This window comes from Amycolatopsis sp. NPDC005003, assembly GCF_053600695.1.
Map to the genome: position 1 here is coordinate 21,677 of NZ_JBSGAI010000003.1, position 22,820 is coordinate 44,496.

At 71.9% G+C, this 22,820-nt stretch carries 25 protein-coding genes; 17 read left to right on the top strand and 8 right to left on the bottom strand.

Annotated elements, in window-relative coordinates; translation table 11 throughout:
* The first annotated feature begins 41 nt into the window (after positions 1–41).
* Positions 42–725, top strand: a complete 684-nt coding sequence (locus tag ACWED2_RS04350; protein ID WP_449689020.1) for a DUF2306 domain-containing protein — start codon at positions 42–44, stop codon at positions 723–725.
* Here ACWED2_RS04350 and ACWED2_RS04355 read toward each other — a convergent pair.
* Positions 676–1,836 carry an acyl-CoA dehydrogenase family protein gene (locus tag ACWED2_RS04355; RefSeq protein ID WP_449689021.1) on the bottom strand — a complete coding sequence of 387 codons (1,161 nt, stop codon included), beginning with the start codon at positions 1,834–1,836 and terminating at the stop codon, positions 676–678. The two genes, ACWED2_RS04350 and ACWED2_RS04355, sit on opposite strands and share 50 nt — an antisense overlap.
* Complete coding sequence (locus ACWED2_RS04360) at positions 1,833–4,175, bottom strand: bifunctional salicylyl-CoA 5-hydroxylase/oxidoreductase (protein ID WP_449689022.1); 2,343 nt, start codon at positions 4,173–4,175, stop codon at positions 1,833–1,835. The genes ACWED2_RS04355 and ACWED2_RS04360 overlap by 4 nt, the downstream gene beginning before the upstream one ends.
* 67 nt (positions 4,176–4,242) lie before the next feature.
* Here ACWED2_RS04360 and ACWED2_RS04365 point away from each other — a divergent pair, with 67 nt between their 5' ends.
* Complete coding sequence (locus ACWED2_RS04365; RefSeq protein ID WP_449689023.1) at positions 4,243–4,638, top strand: RidA family protein; 396 nt, start codon at positions 4,243–4,245, stop codon at positions 4,636–4,638.
* On the opposite strand, the gene ACWED2_RS04370 is transcribed toward ACWED2_RS04365, so the two are convergent.
* Positions 4,625–5,467: a PaaX family transcriptional regulator gene (locus ACWED2_RS04370; protein WP_449689024.1), complete on the bottom strand. Its 843-nt coding sequence runs from the start codon at positions 5,465–5,467 to the stop codon at positions 4,625–4,627. The two genes, ACWED2_RS04365 and ACWED2_RS04370, sit on opposite strands and share 14 nt — an antisense overlap.
* Before the next feature lie 51 nt (positions 5,468–5,518).
* Here ACWED2_RS04370 and ACWED2_RS04375 point away from each other — a divergent pair, with 51 nt between their 5' ends.
* From ACWED2_RS04375 to ACWED2_RS04385, 3 genes are all read left to right on the top strand, one after another.
* Positions 5,519–6,196 carry a GNAT family N-acetyltransferase gene (locus ACWED2_RS04375; RefSeq protein WP_449689025.1) on the top strand — a complete coding sequence of 226 codons (678 nt, stop codon included), beginning with the start codon at positions 5,519–5,521 and terminating at the stop codon, positions 6,194–6,196.
* Between the two features lie 96 nt (positions 6,197–6,292).
* A complete protein-coding gene (locus tag ACWED2_RS04380) occupies positions 6,293–7,051 on the top strand; it encodes a hypothetical protein (RefSeq protein ID WP_449689026.1) in 759 nt (252 codons plus the stop codon).
* Positions 7,052–7,087: 36 nt separating this feature from the next.
* A complete protein-coding gene (locus ACWED2_RS04385; RefSeq protein WP_449689027.1) occupies positions 7,088–7,447 on the top strand; it encodes a PLDc N-terminal domain-containing protein in 360 nt (119 codons plus the stop codon).
* On the opposite strand, the gene ACWED2_RS04390 is transcribed toward ACWED2_RS04385, so the two are convergent.
* Positions 7,444–7,908, bottom strand: coding sequence for a MarR family winged helix-turn-helix transcriptional regulator (locus ACWED2_RS04390; RefSeq protein ID WP_449689028.1), 465 nt, complete (start codon positions 7,906–7,908; stop codon positions 7,444–7,446). The genes ACWED2_RS04385 and ACWED2_RS04390 overlap by 4 nt on opposite strands.
* A gap of 99 nt (positions 7,909–8,007) precedes the next feature.
* Between ACWED2_RS04390 and ACWED2_RS04395 the strand changes: the two genes are divergently transcribed.
* Positions 8,008–8,430: a nitroreductase family deazaflavin-dependent oxidoreductase gene (locus ACWED2_RS04395; RefSeq protein WP_449689029.1), complete on the top strand. Its 423-nt coding sequence runs from the start codon at positions 8,008–8,010 to the stop codon at positions 8,428–8,430.
* Here ACWED2_RS04395 and ACWED2_RS04400 read toward each other — a convergent pair.
* Positions 8,427–9,587, bottom strand: a complete 1,161-nt coding sequence (locus tag ACWED2_RS04400; protein WP_449689286.1) for an acyltransferase family protein — start codon at positions 9,585–9,587, stop codon at positions 8,427–8,429. The genes ACWED2_RS04395 and ACWED2_RS04400 overlap by 4 nt on opposite strands.
* Positions 9,588–9,668: 81 nt before the next feature.
* A complete protein-coding gene (locus ACWED2_RS04405) occupies positions 9,669–10,961 on the bottom strand; it encodes an FAD-binding oxidoreductase (RefSeq protein ID WP_449689030.1) in 1,293 nt (430 codons plus the stop codon).
* Between the two features lie 90 nt (positions 10,962–11,051).
* Between ACWED2_RS04405 and ACWED2_RS04410 the strand changes: the two genes are divergently transcribed.
* The 3 genes from ACWED2_RS04410 to ACWED2_RS04420 are packed head-to-tail and all read left to right on the top strand — an operon-like array spanning position 11,052 to position 13,763.
* Positions 11,052–11,936 carry a LysR family transcriptional regulator gene (locus tag ACWED2_RS04410; RefSeq protein ID WP_449689031.1) on the top strand — a complete coding sequence of 295 codons (885 nt, stop codon included), beginning with the start codon at positions 11,052–11,054 and terminating at the stop codon, positions 11,934–11,936.
* Positions 11,937–11,967: 31 nt separating this feature from the next.
* Positions 11,968–12,765 carry an oxygenase MpaB family protein gene (locus ACWED2_RS04415; RefSeq protein WP_449689032.1) on the top strand — a complete coding sequence of 266 codons (798 nt, stop codon included), beginning with the start codon at positions 11,968–11,970 and terminating at the stop codon, positions 12,763–12,765.
* A 38-nt stretch (positions 12,766–12,803) separates the two neighbouring features.
* A complete protein-coding gene (locus ACWED2_RS04420; protein ID WP_449689033.1) occupies positions 12,804–13,763 on the top strand; it encodes a DNA polymerase domain-containing protein in 960 nt (319 codons plus the stop codon).
* 12 nt (positions 13,764–13,775) lie between these two features.
* On the opposite strand, the gene ACWED2_RS04425 is transcribed toward ACWED2_RS04420, so the two are convergent.
* Positions 13,776–14,534 (bottom strand): CDP-alcohol phosphatidyltransferase family protein, encoded by a 759-nt coding sequence (locus tag ACWED2_RS04425; RefSeq protein ID WP_449689034.1) that lies wholly within the window; start codon positions 14,532–14,534, stop codon positions 13,776–13,778.
* A 67-nt stretch (positions 14,535–14,601) separates the two neighbouring features.
* Here ACWED2_RS04425 and ACWED2_RS04430 point away from each other — a divergent pair, with 67 nt between their 5' ends.
* The 6 genes from ACWED2_RS04430 to ribA all read left to right on the top strand — a co-directional run bounded on the left by ACWED2_RS04430 (position 14,602) and on the right by ribA (position 19,628).
* On the top strand, positions 14,602–15,564 hold the full coding sequence (locus tag ACWED2_RS04430) for a zinc-dependent alcohol dehydrogenase (protein WP_449689035.1): 963 nt from the start codon (positions 14,602–14,604) through the stop codon (positions 15,562–15,564).
* 31 nt (positions 15,565–15,595) lie between these two features.
* Positions 15,596–15,994, top strand: coding sequence for a 6-pyruvoyl trahydropterin synthase family protein (locus ACWED2_RS04435; RefSeq protein WP_310968581.1), 399 nt, complete (start codon positions 15,596–15,598; stop codon positions 15,992–15,994).
* A complete protein-coding gene (locus ACWED2_RS04440) occupies positions 15,991–17,058 on the top strand; it encodes a glycosyltransferase family 4 protein (protein ID WP_449689036.1) in 1,068 nt (355 codons plus the stop codon). Before ACWED2_RS04435 ends, ACWED2_RS04440 begins: the two co-directional genes overlap by 4 nt.
* Positions 17,059–17,131: 73 nt before the next feature.
* Complete coding sequence (locus ACWED2_RS04445) at positions 17,132–17,962, top strand: methyltransferase domain-containing protein (RefSeq protein WP_449689037.1); 831 nt, start codon at positions 17,132–17,134, stop codon at positions 17,960–17,962.
* Complete coding sequence (locus ACWED2_RS04450; protein ID WP_449689038.1) at positions 17,959–18,978, top strand: lysylphosphatidylglycerol synthase transmembrane domain-containing protein; 1,020 nt, start codon at positions 17,959–17,961, stop codon at positions 18,976–18,978. Before ACWED2_RS04445 ends, ACWED2_RS04450 begins: the two co-directional genes overlap by 4 nt.
* Entirely contained in the window at positions 18,975–19,628 is a 654-nt protein-coding gene (gene ribA, locus ACWED2_RS04455; protein ID WP_449689039.1) for a GTP cyclohydrolase II, read from the top strand. The genes ACWED2_RS04450 and ribA overlap by 4 nt, the downstream gene beginning before the upstream one ends.
* A 32-nt stretch (positions 19,629–19,660) precedes the next feature.
* On the opposite strand, the gene ACWED2_RS04460 is transcribed toward ribA, so the two are convergent.
* Entirely contained in the window at positions 19,661–20,362 is a 702-nt protein-coding gene (locus ACWED2_RS04460) for a creatininase family protein (RefSeq protein WP_449689040.1), read from the bottom strand.
* A 28-nt stretch (positions 20,363–20,390) separates the two neighbouring features.
* Between ACWED2_RS04460 and ACWED2_RS04465 the strand changes: the two genes are divergently transcribed.
* Positions 20,391–21,191 carry an inositol monophosphatase family protein gene (locus ACWED2_RS04465; protein WP_449689041.1) on the top strand — a complete coding sequence of 267 codons (801 nt, stop codon included), beginning with the start codon at positions 20,391–20,393 and terminating at the stop codon, positions 21,189–21,191.
* Between the two features lie 138 nt (positions 21,192–21,329).
* Positions 21,330–22,820, top strand: a complete 1,491-nt coding sequence (locus tag ACWED2_RS04470) for a serine/threonine-protein kinase (RefSeq protein WP_449689042.1) — start codon at positions 21,330–21,332, stop codon at positions 22,818–22,820.

Below are 22,820 nucleotides of genomic sequence, written 5' to 3' on the forward strand. Positions count from 1 at the left end.
GGGCCTTCCCTAGCGTCGGAAGGAAACCCCCGGGAGGAGCCGTGACCGTCCAGACCGAGATCAGACCCGTCCGAACGACGCCGAAGTGGTGGCGGCGGCCCTGGGTGGCGCCGCTCGCACTCGTTGTTGCCGTCTTCCTCGCCTTCTCCTTGCCGCCCTACCTGACCCTCGATCCCGGTCGGTCCCGGGTGCCCGCGCCCGCCGGGTTCGGGGCGCACTACTGGCTTCTCGTTGCGCACATCGGGTTCGGGTCCGTGGCCATCGTCGGGGTCATCCTGCAGATCTGGCCGTGGCTGCGCCGGACGCACCCCGTCGCGCACCGGCGGATCGGGCGGGTCTACGTCTTCGGCGGGGCACTGCCATCGGCCGTGCTGGCCGCCGTCGTCGGGGCGGTGACCGTCCTCGGGCCGGTCGTTGCGACGCTCGACGTCATCGCGGCCGCGCTGTGGTTCGGGTTCACCGTCGCCGGGTGGCGGGCGGTGCGGCAGCGGCGGTACGCCGACCACCGGAAGTGGATGATCCGCAGCTTCGCCATGTGCATGAACACGCTGATGTCCCGGGCGCTGTCGCCGATCGGGTTCCTGATCGTCCTGCCGCGCGGTGGGAGCCTCGAGACGATGATCATGAGCGCGGGCACCATTTCGGCCGCGCTGAGCGTGGTGACCTTGCTGCTGCTCAGCCAGTGGTGGCTCGACCGGCACCCGACGCCAGCCATCGTGCGATGATCGTGCGCTGGATCTCCGACGCGCCTTCGTAGATGCGGGGCGCCCGGACCTCCCGGTACAGGTGCTCGAGCAGGTGCCCTCGCCGCAGCGCGCGGGCACCGTGCAGCTGGACCGCGGAATCGACGACGAACTGGGCCGCTTCCGTCGCGAACAGCTTCGCCATCGCCGCCCGGCCGCCGAGGTTCGGCTCGCCCGCGTCGTACGCTCCCGCGGCCGCGTAGACGAGGAGCCGGGCCGCTTCCGTGCGGGTCGCCATCTCGGCCAGCGTGTGCGCCACCGCCTGCTGCTTGAGCAACGGCCCGCCGAAGGCCTCGCGGGAACTCGTGTGGGAAACCGCCGCGTCCAACGCCGCCTGCGCCATCCCGACGGCGAACGCGCCGACGCTCGGGCGGAACAGGTCGAGGGTCCGCATCGCCACGGCGAAGCCGCGGTTCTCCTCGCCGAGCAGCTCCTCCCGCCGGACCTCGACGCCGTCGAACGTCACGGTGCCGATCGGGTGCGGGCTGACCAGGTCGAGGTGTTCGCCGCCGAGGCCCGGCCGGTCGGCGGGGACGACGAACGCGCTCACCCCGCGCGAGCCCGCATCCGGCGTCGTGCGCGCGAACACCGTGTAGAAGTCCGCCTCGGGCGCGTTGGAGATCCACATCTTGGTCCCCGTCAGGCGCCAGCCGTCGCCGTCGGACTCCGCGGCCAGTGACAGCGCCGCCGCGTCGGAGCCGGCATCCGGCTCGGTCAGCGCGAACGCCGCCACCGCGTCGCCGGCCGCCACCGCGGGCAGCCACTTCGCGACCTGTTCGTCTCTTCCGGACTGGAGCACCGGGTAACTGCCCAGGCCCTGCAACGCCAGCGCCGTTTCGGCTTCCGTGCTCACCGTGGCGAGGTTCTCGCGCAGGATGCACAGGTCCGTCGCGGCCGCTTGCCTCGACGGCGCGCCCGACGCGACGCCGGGGAAGAGCCGCGCGAGCAAGCCCAGCGCGCCCATCGCCTTGAGCAGCGGGCGGTTGACCGCACCCTCCACACCGGACTCGGCGAGCGGGCGCAGCTGGTCCTCGGCCAGCCGCCGGACCTCCAGCGCGAAAGCCCGCTGCTCGGGGTTCAGGGCGAAAGTCATGACGAAGCTCCCGGTCGCCAGCGGGCATGGGCCGTTCCGGTGGGCCCGGACCGGACGAGGTCGAGCCGCGGCTCCGGCCCGTCGGAGCGGCCCGTCTGCGGCTTGCGGCTGCCCGCGGCGAACGGCTTCGGCCACGGCATCGGATACCCCTGTTCGGCGGCCGCGTGCAACGTCCACTGTGGATCGTAGAGGTGCGTGCGGCCCAGCGCGCAGAGGTCCGCCCGGCCGGCCAGGATCAGCGAGTTGACGTCGTCGTAGGAGGAAATCGCGCCGACCGCGATCACCGCGATCCCGTACTCTTCGCCGATTTCGCTGCGGATCCGGTCGGCGTACGGGGTCTGGTAGCTGCGGCCGTACTGCGGGCGCTCCTCGCTGACGACCTGCCCGGTCGAGACGTCGATGCCCGCGGCGCCATGGGCGGCGAAGGCCCGCGCGATCTCGACGGCGTCGTCCGCGTCGATGCCGCCTTCGCACCAGTCCGTCGCCGAGATCCGGACGGTCATGGGCCGGGCAGCGGGCCACACGGCACGGACCGCGTCGAAGACTTCGAGGGGGAAGCGCAGCCGGTTCTCGAGCGAGCCGCCGTAGGAATCCGTGCGCCGGTTGGTCAGCGGCGAGAGGAACGACGACAACAGGTAGCCGTGCGCGCAGTGCAGTTCGAGGACGTCGAACCCGGCGCGGGCAGCGGCTTCGGCGCACGCCACGAATTGCGAACGGATCTCCGAAAGTTCCGAAGTGGACAGTTCGCGTGGCACCTGGTTGCGCTCGGAGTAGGGCAACGGCGAAGGCGCACAGACCTCCCAGTTGCCGGTCGGCAGCGGCTCGTCGATGCCGTCCCACATCAGTTTCGTCGAGCCCTTGCGCCCGGAGTGTCCCAATTGGACGCCGATGCGGGACGGCGTCTGCGCGTGCACGAAGTCGACGATCCGCTTCCACGCGGCTTCCTGTTCCGGCGTGTACAACCCGCCGCAGCCGGGCGTGATCCGGCCTTCGGGGGAGACGCAGACCATCTCGGTCATCACCAGCCCGGCCCCGCCCAGTGCCTTGCTTCCCAGGTGCACCAGGTGGAAGTCGCCCGGCACACCGTCCACAGCGGAATACATGTCCATCGGGGAGACGACGATCCGGTTGGGCAGCTCCAGCCCGCCGAGGGAAAATGGCTGGAACATCGGTGGCCGCGACGTCGTCCCGAGCTTCCGCGCGAACCAGGTGTCGAGCTCGGCGGCGAACTCGGGATCGCGCAGGCGCAGGTTGTCGTAGGTGACGCGGCGGCTGCGGGTGAGGATGTTGAAGGCGAACTGCGGCGGCTCCTGGTGGGCGTACTGCGCGATGTTCTCGAACCACTCGAGGCTGGCCTGCGCGGCGCGCTGCGTCGAGGTGACGACCGGCCGCCGTTCCAGTTCGTAGGCCTTCAAAGCCGCTGTGACACCGTCGTTTTCGTGCAGGCACGCCGCCAGCGCCAGCGCGTCCTCCATCGCCAGCTTCGTGCCGGAACCGATCGAGAAGTGCGCGGTGTGGGCGGCGTCGCCGAGGAGCACGACGTTCTCGTGCACCCAGCTCTCGCAGCGGACCGTGCCGAACGAGACCCACTTCGAGTTGTTCGCCAGCACCTGGTGGCCGTCGAGGACGTCGGCGCAGAGTTCGCGGATCAGCGCGATGGACTTCTCGTCGCTCTCGCCGGGCTTCAGCGATGTGGCCGCGATGGGGCCGAACGCCCGCTGCCAGACGTCCTCCTGGACCTCGAGGATGAACGTGCTGCCCTCGCGGCCGTACGGGTAGCCGTGGATCTGCATGATCCCGGCCGGCGTCTCGATGACGTAGAACTTGAAGGCGTCGAACACCAGGTCCGTGCCCAGCCAGATGTACCGGCACCGGCGGGTCTCGACGCTCGGCCGGAACGTCTCGGCGTACCGCGCGCGCACCGCCGAGTTGACCCCGTCGGCGGCGATGACCAGGTCGTAGCCCGCGAGGTCGGCCGGCGCCTCCTCCCGGAAGTGCAGGCCGACGCCGAGCTCGCCGCAGCGGCTCTGCAGGATGCCGAGCAGGCGCTTGCGGCTCATCGCGGCGAAGCCGTGGCCGCCCGAGGTGGTGACCGTGTCGCGGTAGTGGACGTCGATGTCGTCCCAGCGGGCGAACTCGGCCTTCATCGCCTCGTGCACCGCCGGGTCGGCGTGCTCGATGCCGCCGAGCGTCTCGTCGGAGAACACGACGCCGAAGCCGAAGGTGTCGTCGGGCGCGTTGCGCTCCCAGCCGGTGATTTCGTGGCCGGGACCGAGCTGCTTCGCGAGCGCGGCGAAGTACAGACCCGCCGGGCCGCCACCGATGACCGCGATTCGCACGCCGTCCAGGGTATGTCGCGACGACTACGACCGTCAATAACGCGAAAGATGGCGTACCGTGTCCGGCATGGAACGCATCAACCCGCCGGAGCTGGGCAAGCCGTCCGGGTTCTCGCACGCGGTGGTGGCCGAGGGACGGGTCGTCTTCCTCGCCGGCCAGACCGCGCTGGACGCGTCGAACAAGATCGTCGGCGACGGGGTCGTCGAGCAGTTCGAACGCGCGCTCGGCAACCTGCTGGCGTCGCTGCGCGCGGCCGGTGGTTCGCCATCGGATCTGTGCAGCGTGACGATCTACATCGTCGACATGGCCGACTACCGGGCCCACGCGCGTGAGATCGGCCGGGTCTGGAAGCGGCTGGCGGGCACGGAGTACCCGGCGATGGCGGGCATCGGCGTGTCCCGGCTGTGGGACGAGGAGGCCCTGGTCGAGGTGCAGGGCTTCGCGGTGCTCAGCCGAGGTTGATCGCCCTCGCGACGTACGCTCTGGCCGGCGTCTCCAGCTTGGCGTGCAGCTCGAAGAACAGCTCGGCCGCGCGGATCCCCGACCAGCCGGCCGGCAGGAACTCCGCCGGCAGCCCGGGGTCGAGGTAGGGCATCCGCCGCCAGCCGGTCAGCACGCGGACGTAGTCGGCGAAGGCCTGCTCGTCGGTCACGGACTTGCGGCGCAGCGCCGGGCCGTGCTCGTCGAGGAACGTCGTGTACAGCTCGTCGAGGCGGTCGAGGTCCCACCACTGGCGGACCTTCGCGGTGATGTCACCGAACGCCAGGTGGTCGGCGCGGAACAGGTCGGCGTAGCCGGCGAGGCCGAGCCGGGTGAGTGCCTCCTCGGTGGCCGCGTGCAGGTGGGCCGGGGCGATCCAGACGCCGGAGGCCGCGGTGCCGAAGCCCATCCGGGCGAGCTGGGTGCGCAGGAGGTGGCGCTTGTGGCGCTCGGTCTCCGGCACCGAGAACACCGCGAGCAGCCAGCCGTCGGCCGGGGTCGCGCGGCCGCGGCGGAAGATCCGCTCGTCGCCCTCGCGCAGGATTTCGCGGGCTTCGTCGGACAGCTCGTAGCCCGCCGTCGCGTCGCGGCGGACCGCTTCGAGGATCCCGCGCCGCTTCAGCCGGGAGATCGACGAGCGCACCGCGGGCTCGTCGACGCCGACGGCGGCCAGCAGGTCGATCAGCGAAGCGACCGAAAGCCAGCCGCCCTCGGTGCGGGAGTAGAGGCCGTACACCGTCACGATGAGCTGGCGAGGCTGGGCGGACCGGCCGGAGCCGTCCAGTTCCGTTGCCTCGGGTACGGCCGTCATCGCGCCACGATAGCAACCCCGCCGGGTTCGCTCCGCTACGATTTCGCCGCGATGCTGCCAGCCACCAAGGGGATCTTCGACCGGCTCACCCGCCGGGGCCGCCTGATGACCAAGCGGACCTGCGACCGGCAGGGCCACGTGCTGCGCGACGGCCGTTTCCTCTTCCGCACCCCGACCGCGTGGGAGTACGCCGCCGCCGTGGCCGGGGGGAGTGATCCGGCCGCGCAGCGGTGGCTCGGCTGGCAGCGCGACTCGATCGTCGCCGAGCCGGCGCGGGCGGACGCGCTGCGGGTCGTGCCCGGCACCGGGCCGGACTGGTCGTCACCCGATCCGCAGTCCGTCGACCTGGTGATGATCGACCTCGAGGCCAACCGCTGCGTGGGGCTGGTGAGCGTGCACACCGGCGAGGACGGCGGCCCGGAAACCGGCGGCTACCTGGCCCCCGGCCACCGCGGCCGCGGATACGGGCGGGTGCTCTTCGCGGCCGGGCTGACGCTGGCGCACGACCACCTCGGGCTGGCGCGGGTGCGCGCCGGCGCGGAGGTCGGCAACATCGCGAGCGCGCGGTCGCTGCAGGCCGCCGGGCTCGTCCGCGTCGCCGGCCCGCCGACGTACCGGCTGCCGGACGGCCGGGTCACCGAGGCGTGGTGGTTCCAGCACGACGTCCCGCGCCCGGCGCGCTGCGGCGGCCCGCAGGCGACCTGGTTCCCCGCCCGGTCGGTGCTCTGATGGCTTTCGGGGGCGGAGCCCCCGGCCGGAGGCGAAGCCTCGGACGTCATTGAAGCTTCGGTCCACGCCGACGTTTTCCGCGGCTAACTTCGCGGCATGACTTCGCTTTCCGCTCCGGTTCCGCCCGTGCCGCTCGACGTTCCGCCGGGGAGCGTCGCCTGGCTGCGCGCGTCCGTGGCCCGCTTCAGCAACGGCGCCGACCACGTCCGGCGGCGGGCGCTCGCGGTCGGCCTGCTGGCTTCGGTCGACGCGGACTCGTTGCGGGACAAGGCTTTCGACCGTACTCGCCGGATCGTCGCCGACCTCGAAATCGTCGAGGTGATGGCCGGCATCGCGCGGCCGGTGCCGGTCGGGGTGCTCGCCGAGGCGCTGGGCCTGCCGGACGTCTGGGCCGACGTCGCCGGAGTCGCGGCGGCCTACCACCCGCACGTGGCGCCGGGTGCGGCGGCCGAGGCGGCGTTGACCCGGCTGGTCGAGGCCTGCGGTGGGCCGACCGAGCTCGCGGCGGCCCGGATCGGCCTGCTCGTCCAGGCCTGCGACGCCACGGCGGGTCTCATCGGCAACGGGCTTTTCGCCGCGCTGACCGGAAAACCCGCCGAGCAGCCGGTGCTGGCCACGCGCCGCCGGATCGGCGGCGAGGACGTCACGGTGTCCCTCGCCGGGACGCCGTTCGGGGCCGGGCCGCGCGCGTGTCCGGGTCCGCGGCACGCCTCGGCCCTCGCTGCCGGAGTTCTCGAGGCGTTGACGGGTTTCGACCTGACAGAACCGGAAACGACCTGGGTTCCGGCGCCGAATCTCCGGCTGCCCGCGGTGCTGCGGGTGGCCCGCGGCCGAACGGTTTCGGCGTTCTGCTAAGACTTACCGCATTCGTTCTCGGGGGAAGGCGGGGAATTGCTGTACTTCAACGGCCTGCTCGGCATCGTCACGTTCGGGTTGTGGATCTTCTGCCTGGTCGACGTGATCACGACCGACGAATCGTCGTGCCGCAACCTGCCGAAGGGGCTGTGGCTGCTGCTCGTCCTGGTGGTGCCGCTGGTCGGCTCGATCATCTGGCTGGTGGCGGGCCGTCCGGAGCAGGTGGCCCGGGCGCGCGGCCGGTACGAGCGCGACTCGCCGGCCTTTCCGGAGTACGACCGGCCGGGCCGGTTCGCGGCGACGAACCCGGAGGACGACGAAGAATTCCTCCGCAAGTGCCGGGAACGCGCGGAAGCCCAGCGCAAACTGGCCCGCGAAAAGCGCGGCGACGCCTAGCAGGCCGGCCCGTCGCAGGTGCCGCGTTCGTAGGCTTCCAGCGTGGTGATCACCAGCTGACGCTCGGCCGGGGTCAGCGGTGCCAGTGCGTTGCTCCAGGCTCGGGCGCCGCGGGCGAGCCAGGCGTCGACCGCCGGGCGCTTGTCCTCGGCGATGCTGACGATCGTGCGGCGGCGGTCGGCCGGGTCTTCGTCGCGGTTCAGCACGCCCTGGCGGCTGAGGTCGCCGACCATCAGGCTCGCCGTCGTCGGGGCCACCTGGAGCCGGGTGGCCAGCTCGGTGACCGTCATCGGGCCGTCGAAGAGCAGGTACGACAGCAGGGAGAGGTGCCGGGGCGCCAGCGCGCAGCCGTCCAGCTCCGCCGGCACCGGCGTCCGCTTCGCCCGGCCGACCAGACGCGGCATGAGCAGCAGGAGCTGCCGCACGCCGTCCTCGACACTCGGTCCGGCCTCCGTTGACACCACTCACCTCCCGTCGGTAGCTTTGTTTGCAAAGCAAACACTTAGCTCGAGCGTACCTCGCTCGCGCTTGAGCCTACCGGCCAGAAACAAGGGGATCGCATGACCGCGCCAGCCGACATGAACGAGTTCAACAAGCAGGTCGTCGAGGAGTTCCGGGCCAACGAGGGCAAGGTCGGCAACTACTTCGAGGGCAAGAACGTGCTCCTGCTCACCACCATCGGCGCGAAGAGCGGCCAGGAGCGCCTGTCCCCGCTGGTCTACACGAAGGACGGCGACCGCTACGTCATCGCGGCCTCCATGGGCGGCGCGCCGAAGAACCCGGCCTGGTACCACAACCTGGTGGCCAACCCGAAGGTGACGGTCGAGGTCGGCACGGAGAAGTTCGAGGCGACGGCGACGGTGATCGCCGACCGCGCCGAGCGCGACCGCCTGTACGCGGGCATGGTGGCGCACGCGGAGGGCTTCGCGGAGTACGAGACGAAGACCGACCGGCTCATCCCGATCGTGGTACTGGAGCGCTAGGACCCGACCGGGGCGGGCTCGGCGCGCACCTCGGCGGGACGCTCGGCTTCCCGCCGTTCCGCGCGCCGGGCTTCCTTCCGCGCGATCAGCCGCTTGCCGACGTCGATCAGCGGCTTCTCCACCCAGCGGTGGATCAGGTCGGCGATCGCCAGGCCGACCAGGAACACCGTCAGCGCCGAGACCGTCCGGTGCTGACCCAGCCCGGGCACCGCCTGCACGACCGCGAAGTGCACCGGACCCTGCAGCAGGTACAGCGAGTACGACCGCTCGCCGACGAACCGCATCGGGGCCGTGCTGAGCAGCCACCGCAGCGGGCCCGGGCTCACCAGCACGATCAGCAGGAGCATCGTCAGCGCCGCGTACGCGACCAGCAGCCAGAGGTTGTTGCGGGTTTCGTGCCAGAGGTCGTCGAAGTTCGTGTGCAGCAGCGCGAACGCCGCGACGACCGGGATCGCCGCCAGCGGGTGCGTCAACGGCTTCAGCAGCGCGTACCCGCGGCGGTAGTGCAGCAGGATCGCCAGCAGGCAGCCGCCCGCCAGGATGAAGTAGTGGATCGTCGAGCGGTAGATCGCCGTCTGCGATTCGTTCAGCACGAAGCCGCCGGTGGTCGGCGGGACCAGCGCCAGCAGCGCGATCATCGATGCGCCGACCAGCAGGAACTTGCGCTTCGCCGCGCCGATCCCGATCGCCACCAGCAGGAACGGCCAGACGAGGTAGAACTTCTCCTCGATCCCGAGCGTCCACGAGCCGCTGAAGAAGTTGTCCGTGCCGGTGGTGGCCGCCGGCAGGAATTCGTTGAGGAACGTCAGGTAGTACTTCAGCGCCTGCGGGAAGTCGCGCGAATAGAACTCGCCGCGCAGGACGACGAACGCGACGATTCCGCCGAGGATCACCAGGTACGGCGGCAGGATCCGGAACACGCGGCGGATGTAGAAGTTCGACAGCGAAATCCGGCCGGTGCGGTCCTGCTCGCGCAGCAGCAGCGTGGTGATCAGGAACCCGGACAGCACGAAGAAGAGGTAGACGCCGACCCAGCCCGAAAGCCAGGTCCAGTTCGGCCCGCCGAAGTGGAAGAAGATGACCATCGTCGCGGCGAGCGCGCGCAGGCCGTCGAGCCCGGGGAACCGCCGCATGCCGAGGTAGTCCTCGTGGCTCATCGTGCGCAAGACGGTTCCCCTAACGGTGTGGCAAGGCCGGCCGAGTATATGGCGCTGCCCTTCCCCGGCCGTGTCCCCTCCTCATCCCGCCCGGAAGACGTTCCCGGCGTCGTACCGTTGCTTGAGCTCCCGGAGCCGCCGCAGGTCGGCGGGTGGAAAAACGCTTTCCGCCACCTCCTCCGGCGCGTGCTCGCCGTAGACGAACGGCAGGAGCCGCCCGGTCGTCCACGGCGCCAGCGCGTCGAAGAGCTTCGCGTGCGCGCTGCGGATCGCCGCGACGCCGTCGTCGCCGGTCATCGACAACGCGCGGACGACGTACTCGGCCGAGGAGTCCCAGCCCACGCCCGGCGTCTCCGGTGTGCGGGCGAGCGCGCCGCCCAGCCGGTCGATGATGAGCACCGGCGGCGTGGCCGCGCCCGGGCCGGCGTGCTCGACGATCGCGTCGAGCATGGCGTCGTTCAGCTGGGAGACGGTCGCGTTGGTGCCGTGGTAGCCGTGCGGCTGCCGCGGCTCGGCCGCGATCGAGCCCGACTCGGTGAACGGCATCCGCCGCACCGTGTCCGTCAGCGCGGGGGCGACGGCCCGAAGCGGAGCGACGAGATCGTCGCCGTCCTCGCCGAGGTAGGCGATCCGGACCTGGGCGACGTGCTTCCCGCGCAGCGGCTCCGGCACCATCGGCAGGTCGGGGTACCGGATCATGGCCACCGACGTCGTCAGCGTGTCCGGCGCGGCCGCCGACCACGTCCGCCAGGCCCGCAGCACGGACGGCACGTCGGCGCTGTCGAAGGTGAGGCTGCCGCCGTAAAGCTCCTCGACCGGCAGGAGGGCGAACTCGATCGCCGTCACGACGCCGAAGCCGCCGCGGCCACCGCGCAGTGCCCAGAACAGGTCCGAGCCCGGCTCGACGCGCCGCAGCTCGCCGTCGGCGGTCACGACGTCGAGGGCGCGGACGTGGTCGGCGGCGCGGCCGTACCGGCGGGCCATCAGCCCGAAGCCGCCGCTGAGCGTGTAGCCGACGACGCCGACGTCGGGGGACGAGCCGCTGAGCGGTGCCAGGCCGTGCTCCCCGGCGGCTCCGATCACCGCTTCCCACCGGGCACCCGCTTCGACGCGGGCGGTGCGGGCACCGGCGTCGATCTCGACGCCGGTCATCCGCCGGGTGCTGATCAGGACGCCGTCGGTGCCCGCGGTCAGGCCGTGCCCGGTGGCCTGGACCGCGACGGACAGCCCGTGCTCGGCGGCGTGGCGCACCGCGGCGACGACGTCCTCGGCGCTTTCGGCGGCGACGACGGCCGCGGGTGCGGTCGGCACCGACGTCTGGAATCCGGCGGCTTCTTCGGCGTACCCGTCCTGACCGGGCTGGAGGAGGTTCATCTCGGGTCCTTTCCTTGGCTGACTCCAGCTTCGAGCCGAGTCGATCAGAAGTCCAAGATCTGGTTTTTCTCCTGGCTAGAATCAATGCTTATGGAACTCCACCAGCTCGCGTACTTCGTCGCCGTCGCGGAGGAAGGCAACTTCACGCGCGCGGCCGAGCGGCTGCACGTCGCCCAGCCCGGGGTGAGTGCGCAGGTCAAACGCCTGGAGCGGGAACTGGGACAGGAGCTGCTGGACCGCTCGGGCCGGACGGTCCGGCTCACCGACGTCGGCGCCGCGGCCTTGCCACACGCCCGGGCCGCGCTCGCGGCGGTGAAGGGGGTGCGCGAAGCCGTCGAGGAGCTCGCCGGGCTGGTCCGCGGGCAGGTCGCGATCGGCATGGTGACGTCGGTGGGCCCGGTCGGGCTGCCCGACCTGCTGGCCGGCTTCCACGAGCGGTACCCGGCGGTGGAGATCACGCTGTCGGAGGCCGACTCCGACACCATGCTGGCGGCCCTGCGCGAAGGCCGCCTCGACCTCGCCGTCGTCGGCATCTCGACGGCCCCGCCGCCCGGCATCGGCACGCAGGTGCTGCTCGAGGAGCCGTTCCTGGCCGTCACCGCTCCGTCCGGCCCGCTCGCCGGCCGGGACGAGGTCGCGATCCCCGATCTCGACGGCCTGCCGCTGATGGCGTTGCCGAAGGGGACGGGCCTGCGCACGGCGTTGGACGCGGCCTTCGCGCGGGTGGGGCTGACGCCGCGGATCGCGTTCGAAGCGGCCGACCCGAACGTCCTGGTGCAGCTGGCGATGCGCGGGCTGGGGGTGGCGATCGTGCCGGAGTCGCTGGCCCGCTACCACCAGGCGGAGCTGCGGGTCATCGGGCTGACCGGGCCGGGGCTGCGGGGCATGCTCGCGCTGGCGTGGCGGACGGAGGGGCCGTTGAGCCCGGCCGCGCGGGCGTTGATCGCGTTCGCCCGGGCGGCTTACCACTCTTGACAGATCGTCAACAGCGGCGTTCCCTCGGGTGATGACCGAGACCGCTCTTCGTGACGCCGTCATCGGTGCCGGGCTGCTGGCCGGCAGCGCGAACGTGATCATGCAGCTCTCCCGGGCCCCCGTCGGGCACGGCGTCCTGGAGAGCCGGGTCGACAGCGGCAACCTCTTCCGCCACCCGGTGAAGCGGACCCGGACCACGCTGACCTACCTCGCGGTCGCGACGATGGGCACCGACGCCGAGCACGCGGCCTACCGGAAGAGCGTCGACCGGGCCCACGCGCAGGTGCACTCGACCGCGTCGAGCCCGGTCGCCTACGACGCCTTCGACACCGACCTCCAGCTGTGGGTCGCGGCCTGCCTGTACAAGGGCTTCGAAGACGTCTGCCTCGCCTTCTCCGGCGGCGAGCCGGAGCGGTTCTACGCCGAGGCCGCCGCTCTCGGCACCACGCTGCAGGTGCGTCCGGAGATGTGGCCCGCGGACCGGGCGGCCTTCGAGCGGTACTGGGCGGAGGGGCTGGCCGCGGTGGACATCGACGACACCGTCCGCCGCTACCTGACCCGGATCGTCGACCTGGAATTCCTGCCGCCGGTCTTCGCCGTACCCGGACGGCGGTTCCACCGGTTCGTGACCACCGGGTTCCTCCCGCAGCGCTTCCGCGACGAGATGCGGCTGCCCTGGACCGCGGCCGACCAGCGCCGGTTCGACGCGCTGCTCGCCGCGCTCGGCTCTGTCGTCCGCATCCTGCCCGGGCCGCTGCGGCGGTTCCCGTTCAACGTCTGCCTCCAGGATCTGCGGTGGCGGCTGCGCACCGGACGTCCGCTTGTTTGAGAGTTGACCGCTTCGCGCAGGGACGCGAGGGTGGGTCGATGAGTGGCGATGAGGTCCGGCACGGCGTCAAGCTGAGCAGTCTCGACCAGGAGGTCTTCGCGGGCGCGGGGGTCACCAAGCGGGAGCTGCTCGACTACCTCGAAGCGGTGTCTCCCCGGATGCTGCCGGAGCTGCACGACCGGCTGCTGAGCGTCGTGCGGGTGCTGCGCGGCCAGGAGCCGTTCATGCAGAAGAACCTGCCGAAGTACACCCCGGAGTGGGTGGAGCGCCGGGCCTTGTGGGCCGATCGCTCGCGGCGCGAAGTCACCTACGGCCTCTGCAACGACCTGCGCACGCTGATCTGGTTCGGCAACCAGCGCGCGATCGAGTACCACACGTCGCTGTTCCGCGGCGAGCCCGCGAGCGGGCCGACGCACCTGATCCTCGACCTCGACCCGCCGGCGGACGCCCCGTTTTCGCTGGCCGTGGGGGCCGCGAAGCTGGTGCGGGAGGCGTTGCGCAAGGACGGCCTCGACGGCGCGGTGAAGACCAGCGGCTCCAAGGGGGTCCACGTCTTCGTGCCGCTCGCGCCCGGGCAGTCCACCGAGGACATCGCGGCGGCGACCCGCGCGGTCGCGGCCCGGGCCGAGCGGATCGACCCGGCGCTGGGCACGACGGAGTTCGTCGTCGAGCGCCGCGAAGGCAAGGTGTTCCTGGACTCGACGCGGGCCGGCGGCGCCACGGTCGTCTCGGTCTACAGCCCGCGCCACCGCCCGGGCGCCCCGGTGTCCTTCCCGGTCCGCTGGGCCGACGTCGACGGCGTCAAGCCGGCCGACTTCACCGTCCACACGGTCCCGGACCTGCTGGCCGGCGGTGACCCGTGGACGGACGAGATGCCGGAGCCGTTCGTGCTGCCCGCGGACCTGGTCGAAGAGGGACACACGATCCCGATCGCCCGCGTGGTCGCGATGCACGAGGGCAAGCGCCGGGCCCGCGCGGCCCGCGAGTCAGGTTCCTGACCCGCCGGCGCGTCAGGCGGCCTGGTTGTGGCCGTAGCCGAGGGGGCGGCGCAGGGACGCGCGGGTGAGCGCCACGATCTTGGCCGGCCGGTGCTCCTCGACGCGGTGCCGGGCCAGCCAGACGACGTCCCGCCCGAAGGACCACACCAGCGAGGCCAGGGCGAGCGCGACCGCGGCGAACGTCAGCGACAGCGACAGCAGGCCGGACACCGCGACCACCAGGACGACGCCCTGAACCGCGGCCACCGTCTTGCGGGCCATGCTCGGGTACAGCGGCGCGGTCAGCCACGGCATCGTCCACGACGCCGCCACGAACACGTACCGCATCAGGCCGATCGCCAGCACCCACAGCCCGAGCGTGCGGGACACCTGGATGCAGAGCAGCAGGATCAAGAACGCGTCGACCTCCATGTCGAAGCGCGCGCCGAACTCCGACGCCGTCCCGGTGCGGCGGGCCACCTGGCCGTCGAGGCCGTCCAGGAGCAACGCCACGCCGACCAGCCCGACCAGCCACCCGAGGGAGAAATCCCCCTCGGCGACGAGCGCCGCGGCGCAGCCGACGAGAATCGCGCGGGCGAACGTGATCCAGTCCGCCGGCCCGAACGCGCCGCGGCCGCTGCGGCGCAGCCCCCACTCGGTGAGCAGCACCAGCGCGACGCCGTAGACGACTCCGGTCGCCCAGGCGAGCGGCGTGAAACCGCCCGCGAAGACCCCCGCGGCGAGCACCGGCGCCGGAACCACCGAACGCAGGAGAAGGTCGTGCTTGATCATCGTCGACTCCGCGAATTGCTCATAGGGTGGCGACACCAGCCTCCGGTCGCCCGCTGAGGAGAAACACGTGGAACAGGCCTTCTGGGTTCAAAGTCCCGGCTCGGGACAGCTGCGCGAGGAGCGGCTGCCGGAGCCCGGACCGGACGACGTGCTCGTCCGGACGTTGTGCTCCGGCGTCAGCCGCGGCACCGAAACCCTGGTCTTCCGCGGCGGGGTCCCGGCGAGCCAGCACGACGTCATGCGCGCCCCCTTCCAGGAGGGTGAATTCCCCGGTCCGGTCAAGTACGGCTACCTCAACGTCGGCGTCGTCGAACACGGCCCGGCGCACCTGGCGGGCAGGACGGTCTTCTGCCTCTACCCGCACCAGACCGCGTACGTCGTCCCGGCGACGGCGGTGACGCCGGTACCGGACGCCGTTCCGCCCGGGCGCGCGATCCTCGCGGGCACGGTCGAGACCGCGGTGAACGCCGTGTGGGACGCGCGGCCGCGGCTCGGCGACCGGATCGCCGTCATCGGCGCCGGGATGGTCGGCGCGAGCGTCGCCAAGCTCCTCAGCGGCTTTCCGGCGGCGAGGGTGCAGCTGATCGACGTCGATCCGGCGAAAGCGGACATCGCCGCCGCGCTCGGCGTGGACTTCTCGACCCCCGAAGAAGCCCGGGGCGACTGCGATCTCGTCGTGCACGCCAGCGCGTCCGAAGCGGGCCTCGCCAAAGCCCTGGCGCTGCTCGCGCCGGAAGGGGAGGTCGTCGAGCTGTCCTGGTACGGCGACCGCCGGATCAGCGTCCCGCTCGGCGAGAACTTCCATTCGCGGCGGCTGGTGATCCGCAGCAGCCAGGTCGGGACGGTCGCGCGGCCGGACCGCAGCTACGCCCAGCGCCTCGCCGTCGCCCTCGAACTGCTGGCCGATCCGGCGTTCGAAGCGCTGGTCAGCGGGGAATGCATGTTTGAAGATCTCCCATCCGTGTTACCCCGGTTGGCGGCAAATGAACTTTCCGCCCTGTGCCTCCGTGTCATGTATCAGCCGCAGTGACCACGTCCACCCGTACGCATCGGAGGTCTTGGTGTTCAGCATCACCGTCCGTGACCACGTGATGGTCGCCCACAGCTTTCGCGGGGAAGTCTTCGGTCCTGCGCAACGCCTGCACGGGGCGACCTTCCTGGTGGATGCGACGTTCCGCCGCACCGAGCTCGACGAGGACAACATCGTCGTCGACATCGGCAAGGCCACGGAAGAGCTCAAGGCGGTGCTGAGCGACCTGAACTACCGCAACCTCGACGACGAGCCGGAGTTCAAGGGGATCAACACCTCGACCGAGTTCCTCGCGAAGGTCATCGCCGACCGCCTGGCCGACGCCGTCCACGCCGGACGCCTCGGCGAAGGCGCGCGCGGCCTCGAAGGGATCACCGTCTCGCTCCACGAGTCGCACGTCGCGTGGGCGAGTTACGAGCGTGCCCTGTGAACTCCCTTTACGTCATTCTTCCCGGGGACGTCGACGACACGTCCGTCCCCAGCGGCGGCAACACCTACGACCGGCGGATGTGCGACCGGCTCGCCGAGGCCGGCGTCGACGTGCACGAGATCGCCGTCTCCGGCAGCTGGCCGCGGCCGGACACCGAGGCGCGCGCGGTCCTCGGCCACCTGCTCTCCGCGCTGCCCACCGGCTCGGCCGTGCTGCTCGACGGCCTGGTCGCCTGCGGTGTGCCCGAGGTGGTCGTCCCGCAGGCGCGCCGGCTGTCGGTGTCGGTGCTGGTGCACCTGCCGCTGGCCGACGAGACCGGCCTGCCGCCCGCGCTCGCCGCCGAGCTCGACGCGCTGGAGCGCGAGACGCTGCAGGCCGTCGGCTCGGTCGTGGCGACCAGCGAGTGGGCCGCGCGGCGCCTGATCGAGCACCACGGACTGGCCCCGCACCGCGTGCACCCGGTGACGCCGGGCGTCGACCCGGCGCCGCTCGCCGTCGGCACCGACGGGATGTCCCGCCTGGTCTGCGTGGCCAACGTGACCCCGCGCAAGGGCCAGGGCGTGCTCGCCCAGGCCCTGGAAACCGTCGCCGACCTGCGCTGGACCTGCGAATGCGTCGGCGGGATCCGCCGCGAAACCAAGTACGTCGAGCGGCTGCGCGAGCACCGGCTCGGCGACCGCTTCAAGCTCACCGGCCCGCGCACCGGCCGGGCGCTCGAGGCGACCTACCACACCGCCGACCTGCTCGTGCTGCCCTCGCGCGCCGAGACCTTCGGCATGGTCGTCACCGAGGCCCTCGCCCGCGGCGTGCCGGTGCTGACCACCGACGTCGACGCGCTGCCCGACACGGTCGGCGTCGCGCCGGACGGCTCGGTGCCCGGCATGCTCGTCCCGGGCGACGACGTCGAAGCGCTCGGCGCCGCGCTGCGCCGCTGGCTCACCGAGCCGGCGCTGCGTGCGCAGCTGCGCACGTCGGCGAAGCTGCGCCGCGAGACCCTGACCGGCTGGGACGACACCGCCCGCCGGATCGCCGACATTCTCTTGCGGCAGGAGGCGGCGGCATGAGCGAGCTTGCGAGCGAATCATTCAACACAGCGTTTCCCGCTCAGGGCGCACCGAGCGTCAGCGAGGTGCGCGCATGAGTGGCTTCGAGCCGGACTGGCTTTACCTGCGCGAACCCGCGGATGCCGCGGCCCGCGCCATCGGGCTCCTCGACCCGCTGCAGGACCACCTGCCGACCGGCGAGGAGGTCGTCATCCGCGACCTCGGCTGCGGCACCGGCTCGCTCGGCCGCTGGCTGGCCGCCCGCCTGCCCCGCAGCCAGCGCTGGATCCTGCACGACCACGACACCGAACTGCTCACCCGCGCGCAGGAGAGCCTCCCGGGGACCGCGCCCGACGGCAGCCCGGTCACCGTCGTCGCCGAGCAGCGCGACATCACCGCGCTGCGGGCCGAGGACCTCGCCGGGACGTCGCTGGTCACCGCGTCCGCCCTGCTCGACCTGCTGACCAGGACCGAGATCACGGCACTGGCCACGTCGATCGTCGAGGCCGGGTGCGTGGCGCTGCTGATGCTTTCGGTGACCGGCCAGGTGGAGCTCTCGCCCGCCGACCCGCTCGACCCCGCGCTCGCCGTCGCGTTCAACGCCCACCAGCGCCGGATCACCGGCGGCAGGCGGCTGCTCGGCCCGAACGCCGTGGACGTCGCCGAGACCGAGTTCCGCCGGCTCGGCGCCACCGTCCGCCGCGCCGAGACCGCCTGGCGGCTCGGCCCGGACCAGGCGGAACTGCAGCGGCAGTGGCTCGAGGGCTGGGTCGGCGCCGCCGTCGAGCAGCTGCCCCAGCTGCGCCCGGTCGCCGACGTCTACCTGCAGCGCCGGCTCGGGCAGGCCGCGGCCGGCGAGCTGCACGCGGTGATCCACCACGCCGACCTGCTGGTCCTGCCACCGAGCCTGGAGGTGGCGGCGTGAAGCGCGCACTGGCCTGGCTGCGGATCCTCGGCGCGGCCGGCATCCTCGCCGTCCTCGTCTGGCAGCTCGGCAGCGCCGCCTTCCTCGACGGGCTCGGCCGGATCAGCGCGCCCGGCGTGTTCGCCGCCCTGGCCATCGGCCTGGCGACGACGGTGTTCAGCGCGGGCCGCTGGCAGATCGTCGCCACCCGGCTCGGCCTGCGGCTTTCGCTGCGGACCGCGGTCGGCGACTACTACCGCGCGCTGTTCCTCAACGGCGTGCTGCCGGCCGGCGTCCTCGGGGACGTCCACCGCGCGGTCCAGCACGGCCGCGACAGCGGGGACGTGCCGCGCGGTGTGCGGGCCGTCGTCCTGGAACGCACCGCGGGCCAGGTCGTGCTCATCGCTTCCGCGGTCACCGTGGTGCTCGCGTCGCCGTCGGTCGTGCCCGGCGCGTTCCGCGAGGTCGTCGTGGGGGCCGGGGTGGTCGTCGTGCTCGCCGCCATCGCCGGTCTCGTCGTCGGCCGCCTGCTCGGCGGGAAGTGGATCCACAGCCCGTCGAAGTGGCGCCGCGGCTTCGCCGTCACCCTCGCCGACGTGCGGCTCGGCCTGCTGACCCGCGAGACCTGGCCCAGCGTGGGCTTCCTGTCCGTCGCGACCCTGGCCGGGCACCTTGCCCTGTTCGTCGTCGCCGCCCGCGTCGCCGGGGTGGCCGCGCCGGTGTGGCAGCTCGTGCCCCTGATGGTCCTCGCGCTGCTCGCGATGGGCCTCCCGCTCAACATCGGCGGCTTCGGCCCGCGCGAGGGCGTCTGCGCCCTGCTCTTCGGCGCGGCCGGTCTGGGGGCCGCCCAAGGTGTCACCGTCGCTGTGGTCTACGGCGTGCTCACGCTGGTCGCGAGCCTGCCGGGCGCCGGTGTCCTGCTCGTCCGGAGCGTCGCCGGGTTCCGCGTTACCCGCGCTCCGCACACCGGTGCCGTGCCCGCTCCGCGCGTTGCGGCCGGCACCGGGATCGAAACGGAAGTGGGGTTACAGTCATGACCGTAAGTGAGGTCGTCGGGGATCTGCCGCGCCGGGCCGTGGTCGAGCGGGTGGTCGAGACCCGGCTGCCGACCCGGCACGGGACGTTCCGCGCGGTCGGCTATCTCGACCGGACCGGCACCGAGCAGGTCGCGCTGGTGTACGGGGAGATTTCCCCGCTCGGCGCACTGACCCGGGTGCACAGCGAGTGCCTGACCGGCGACGTCTTCGGCTCGACGCACTGCGAATGCGGCGATCAGCTGGCGGCGGCGCTGGACCGGATCGTCGAGGAGGGCTCGGGCGTGCTGGTGTACGTCCAGGGCCACGAGGGCCGCGGCATCGGCCTGCTCGCGAAGCTCGAGGCGATGCGGCTGCAGCAGGACGAGGGCCTCGACACGGTCGACGCGAACGTGGTGCAGGGCCTGCCGGTCGACGCCCGCGACTACCACGCGGCGGCGGGCATCCTGACCGACCTCGGCATCCGCTCGGTGCGGCTGCTGTCCAACAACCCGAAGAAGGTCGAGCAGCTCACGCGCTACGGAATCCGGATCAGCGAGCAGGTCCCGCTGCTGGTTCCGCCGAACCCGGAGAACCTGCGGTACCTGCGGACGAAGGCCGAGCGGATGGCCCACCTGCTCCCGCACCTGGACCAGGTCTTCGCCGGCTCGTGAGTGGTAATTCGGGTTAGAACCCGAATTACCACTCACGAGGAGGTGAGCACCTCGAGGACGCCGGCGAAGCGCTGGACCAGCGTGTCCAGCAGGACGTGTCCCTTGGCCGCACTGGCCAGCGAAGGACGGCCGACCACCCCCGACTGTGTGTACGCCCGCAGGCCCAGCGTCAGCAGGTGCTCCCGGTCGGTGACGTGGTCGGCCTCCTCGTGTCCCGGGCGGACCAGGTGCGGGTGGGCGTGCAGCAGGATCGACGTCTCCAGCTCGCCCGCGTGCATGTCGTCGTCCAGCGACGTCCGCAGGCCGGCCGCGGTGTGCGCCGCCTGCCAGTCGGCGACCCCCGGGAACAGCGCCATCGCGCCCGCCGCCTCCTGGACCACATTGGACAGTACGTAGTTGCCGCCGTGCCCGTTGACCAGCACGAGCCGGTCCACTCCCGACGCCTTCAGCGACGCGGCGACGTCGGTGACCACCGCGTGCAGCGTGCGGGCCGAAATGCTCACCGTGCCCGCCCACCCGGCGTGCTCGTGCGAGCACGAGATCGTGATCGGCGGCAGGTGGAGGACGGGGTACGCCTCGGCGACCGCGCGCGCGAGGGTGGCCGCGATCACCGTGTCGGTCGCCAGCGGCAGGTGCGCGCCGTGCTGCTCGAAGCTGCCGATCGGCAGCACCGCGACCGACGCCCGCCGCTCCTGCTCGTCGGCGGTGGTGGCGAGCGGGAACAGGTCGGTCATCTCCGCGGCCCTTCACTAGGTTGGTGGCATGACCGAGCATGCCGCACTACTGGACGTCGCGCGCGAGGCCGTGGCGAAGGCGACGGAGATCGTCAGGTCGCGCCCCAGTTTTTCCGTTTCCGCGAAAGGCGATCGCGACCTGGTGACCGACGTCGACACCGCGGTCGAGGACGCGCTGCGGGAGTTCCTCGCCGCCGAGACGCCGGAGATCGGCATCCTCGGCGAGGAGCGCGGCCGCAGCGGGGAGAGCGGTGGCCGCTGGTGGGCGCTCGACCCCATCGACGGGACCGCGAACTTCGCCCGCGGAATTCCACTCTGCGGGATTTCCTTGGCGCTCGTGGACGGCGAGCACAGCACGGTCGCCGCGATCGCGTTGCCGTACCTCGGCGTCACGTACACGGCCGCGCGCGGCGAAGGTGCCTTCGCGAACGGAAAGCGCGTCAGTGCTTCGACCGCGACGGAGCTGTCCGACGCGATGATCGCCGTCGGGGACTTCGCGATCGGCGAGCTCGCCGAGGAGAAGAACCGCGCGCGGTTGACGCTGCTGTCGGACCTCGGCGCGCGGGCGCAGAAGATCCGGATGCTCGGCACGGCGGCCATCGACCTCGCCTGGGTGGCGGACGGAAAGCTCGACGCCGCACTGATCCTTTCCAACAACCCGTGGGACACGATGGCCGGCGTGCTGCTCGTGCGCGAGGCCGGCGGCGCCGTCGTGGACCGCGACGGAAGCGAGCACACGGTCGGTTCCGCGGCGACGATCGCCGTCGGCGCCGGGCTGCGCAAGGAGATCGTGGACGCACTTGATCGCGCGTACGGGGTTGTTCGTTAGGATTCCGGGGTACACCGTGGGCGGCGCCACAGCGCTCGTTTGCGCTGTCCGCGCAAGGTTTTCGGTTACGTTGGTACCGGTCGGCCGCCCAGCCTGGCATGCTGACCGGATCTCGTGGGCCACTTCGGAGAATGGTGGATGCTCGTGGAAAGTCGCCGGATCCGCGATCGGTACCGGCTGCTCGAGCCGATCGGCGGCGGCGCGATGGGTACGGTGTGGCGGGCCCAGGACGAAAAGCTCGACCGCACCGTGGCGATCAAGGAACTCCTGCTGCCGCACGACCACGACGAGCAACGCACCCAGGAGGCGAAGAACCGGGCGATGCGCGAAGCGCGGATCGCCGCCCGGTTGCAGCATTCCCACGCGATCACCGTGTTCGCCGTCCTCGAAGAAGAGGACCGGCCGTGGCTGGTGATGGAGTACCTGCCGTCGAAGAGCTTGGCCCTCGTGCTCGGCGAGGAGCCGGCCACGGTGGACGACGCCATCCGCGTCGGCGTGCAGATCAGCTCGGCGCTGGCCGGCGCGCACCGCGCCGGGGTCGTGCACCGCGACGTGAAGCCGGCCAACATCCTGGTCTCCGAGGACGGCACGGCGAAGATCACCGACTTCGGCATCTCCCGCGCGATCGGTGACGTCAAGCTGACCGCAACGGGGGAGATCGCCGGCACGCCCGCGTACCTCGCGCCCGAAGTGGCCCGCGGCGAGGAAGTCGACTTCGCCGCCGACGTCTTCTCGCTCGGCGCCACGCTCTACGCCGCCGTCGAGGGGCAGTCGCCCTACGGCACCGCCGACAACCCGATCGCCTTGCTCTACAAGGCCTCCAGCGGCGAGATCGTGCCGCCGGAGAAGACGGGCCGGCTGACACCGCTGCTGCTGCGGATGCTCGCCACCGAGCCGTCCGAGCGCCCGTCGATGGACGAGGTCGAGCTGGAGCTGCGGGCGCTGCTGCCGGACGCGGAGCCCGGCGAGTCGGTGCTCGCGCCGACGATCCCCGAAACCGAGCCGCCGGCGGTGCCGGTCGTGCCGGCCGCCGTCGCCGTGCCCGCGGGGGAGGTCACCGCGGTGTCGCCGGGCGCGCGCAAGGGCCTGATCGCCGTCGGTGCGGGCGCGGCGCTGCTGTGCGTGGCGGTCGTCGTGGCCATCCTGCTGGTCGTGCGGCAGAAGCCGCCGCAGGACAACGCCGCCCCGCCGCCGTCGCAGACGTCGTCCACCTCGGCGTCCGCGGCTCCCCCGGCGCCGCCGTCGACGCCGGCTCCCTCTTCGCCGCCGACGTCGGCGACCTCGGCTCCGTCGACCCCACCGGCCTCGCCGACGGTTTCGACGGTGTCCTCGTCGAAGACCGCGGGCGAGGCCCTGACCGCGTACTACTCGCTGATCCCGGGCAACCTTTCGCAGGCGTGGAACCTGCTGACCGACGGCTTCAAGGCGAGCAAGCACCAGACCATGGCCACCTACACGAGCTTCTGGAGCGATTACAGCCGGGTCAGCGCCTCGATCGTCTCGGAGACCGGCGGCCGGGTGACCGCCCGGGTCACCTACGTGTCGAAGAGCGGTGGCACCAAGACCGACACGAACACCTTCACGCTCGTCCAGGAGGGCGGCGTCTGGAAGATTGACTCGCAGAGCTGA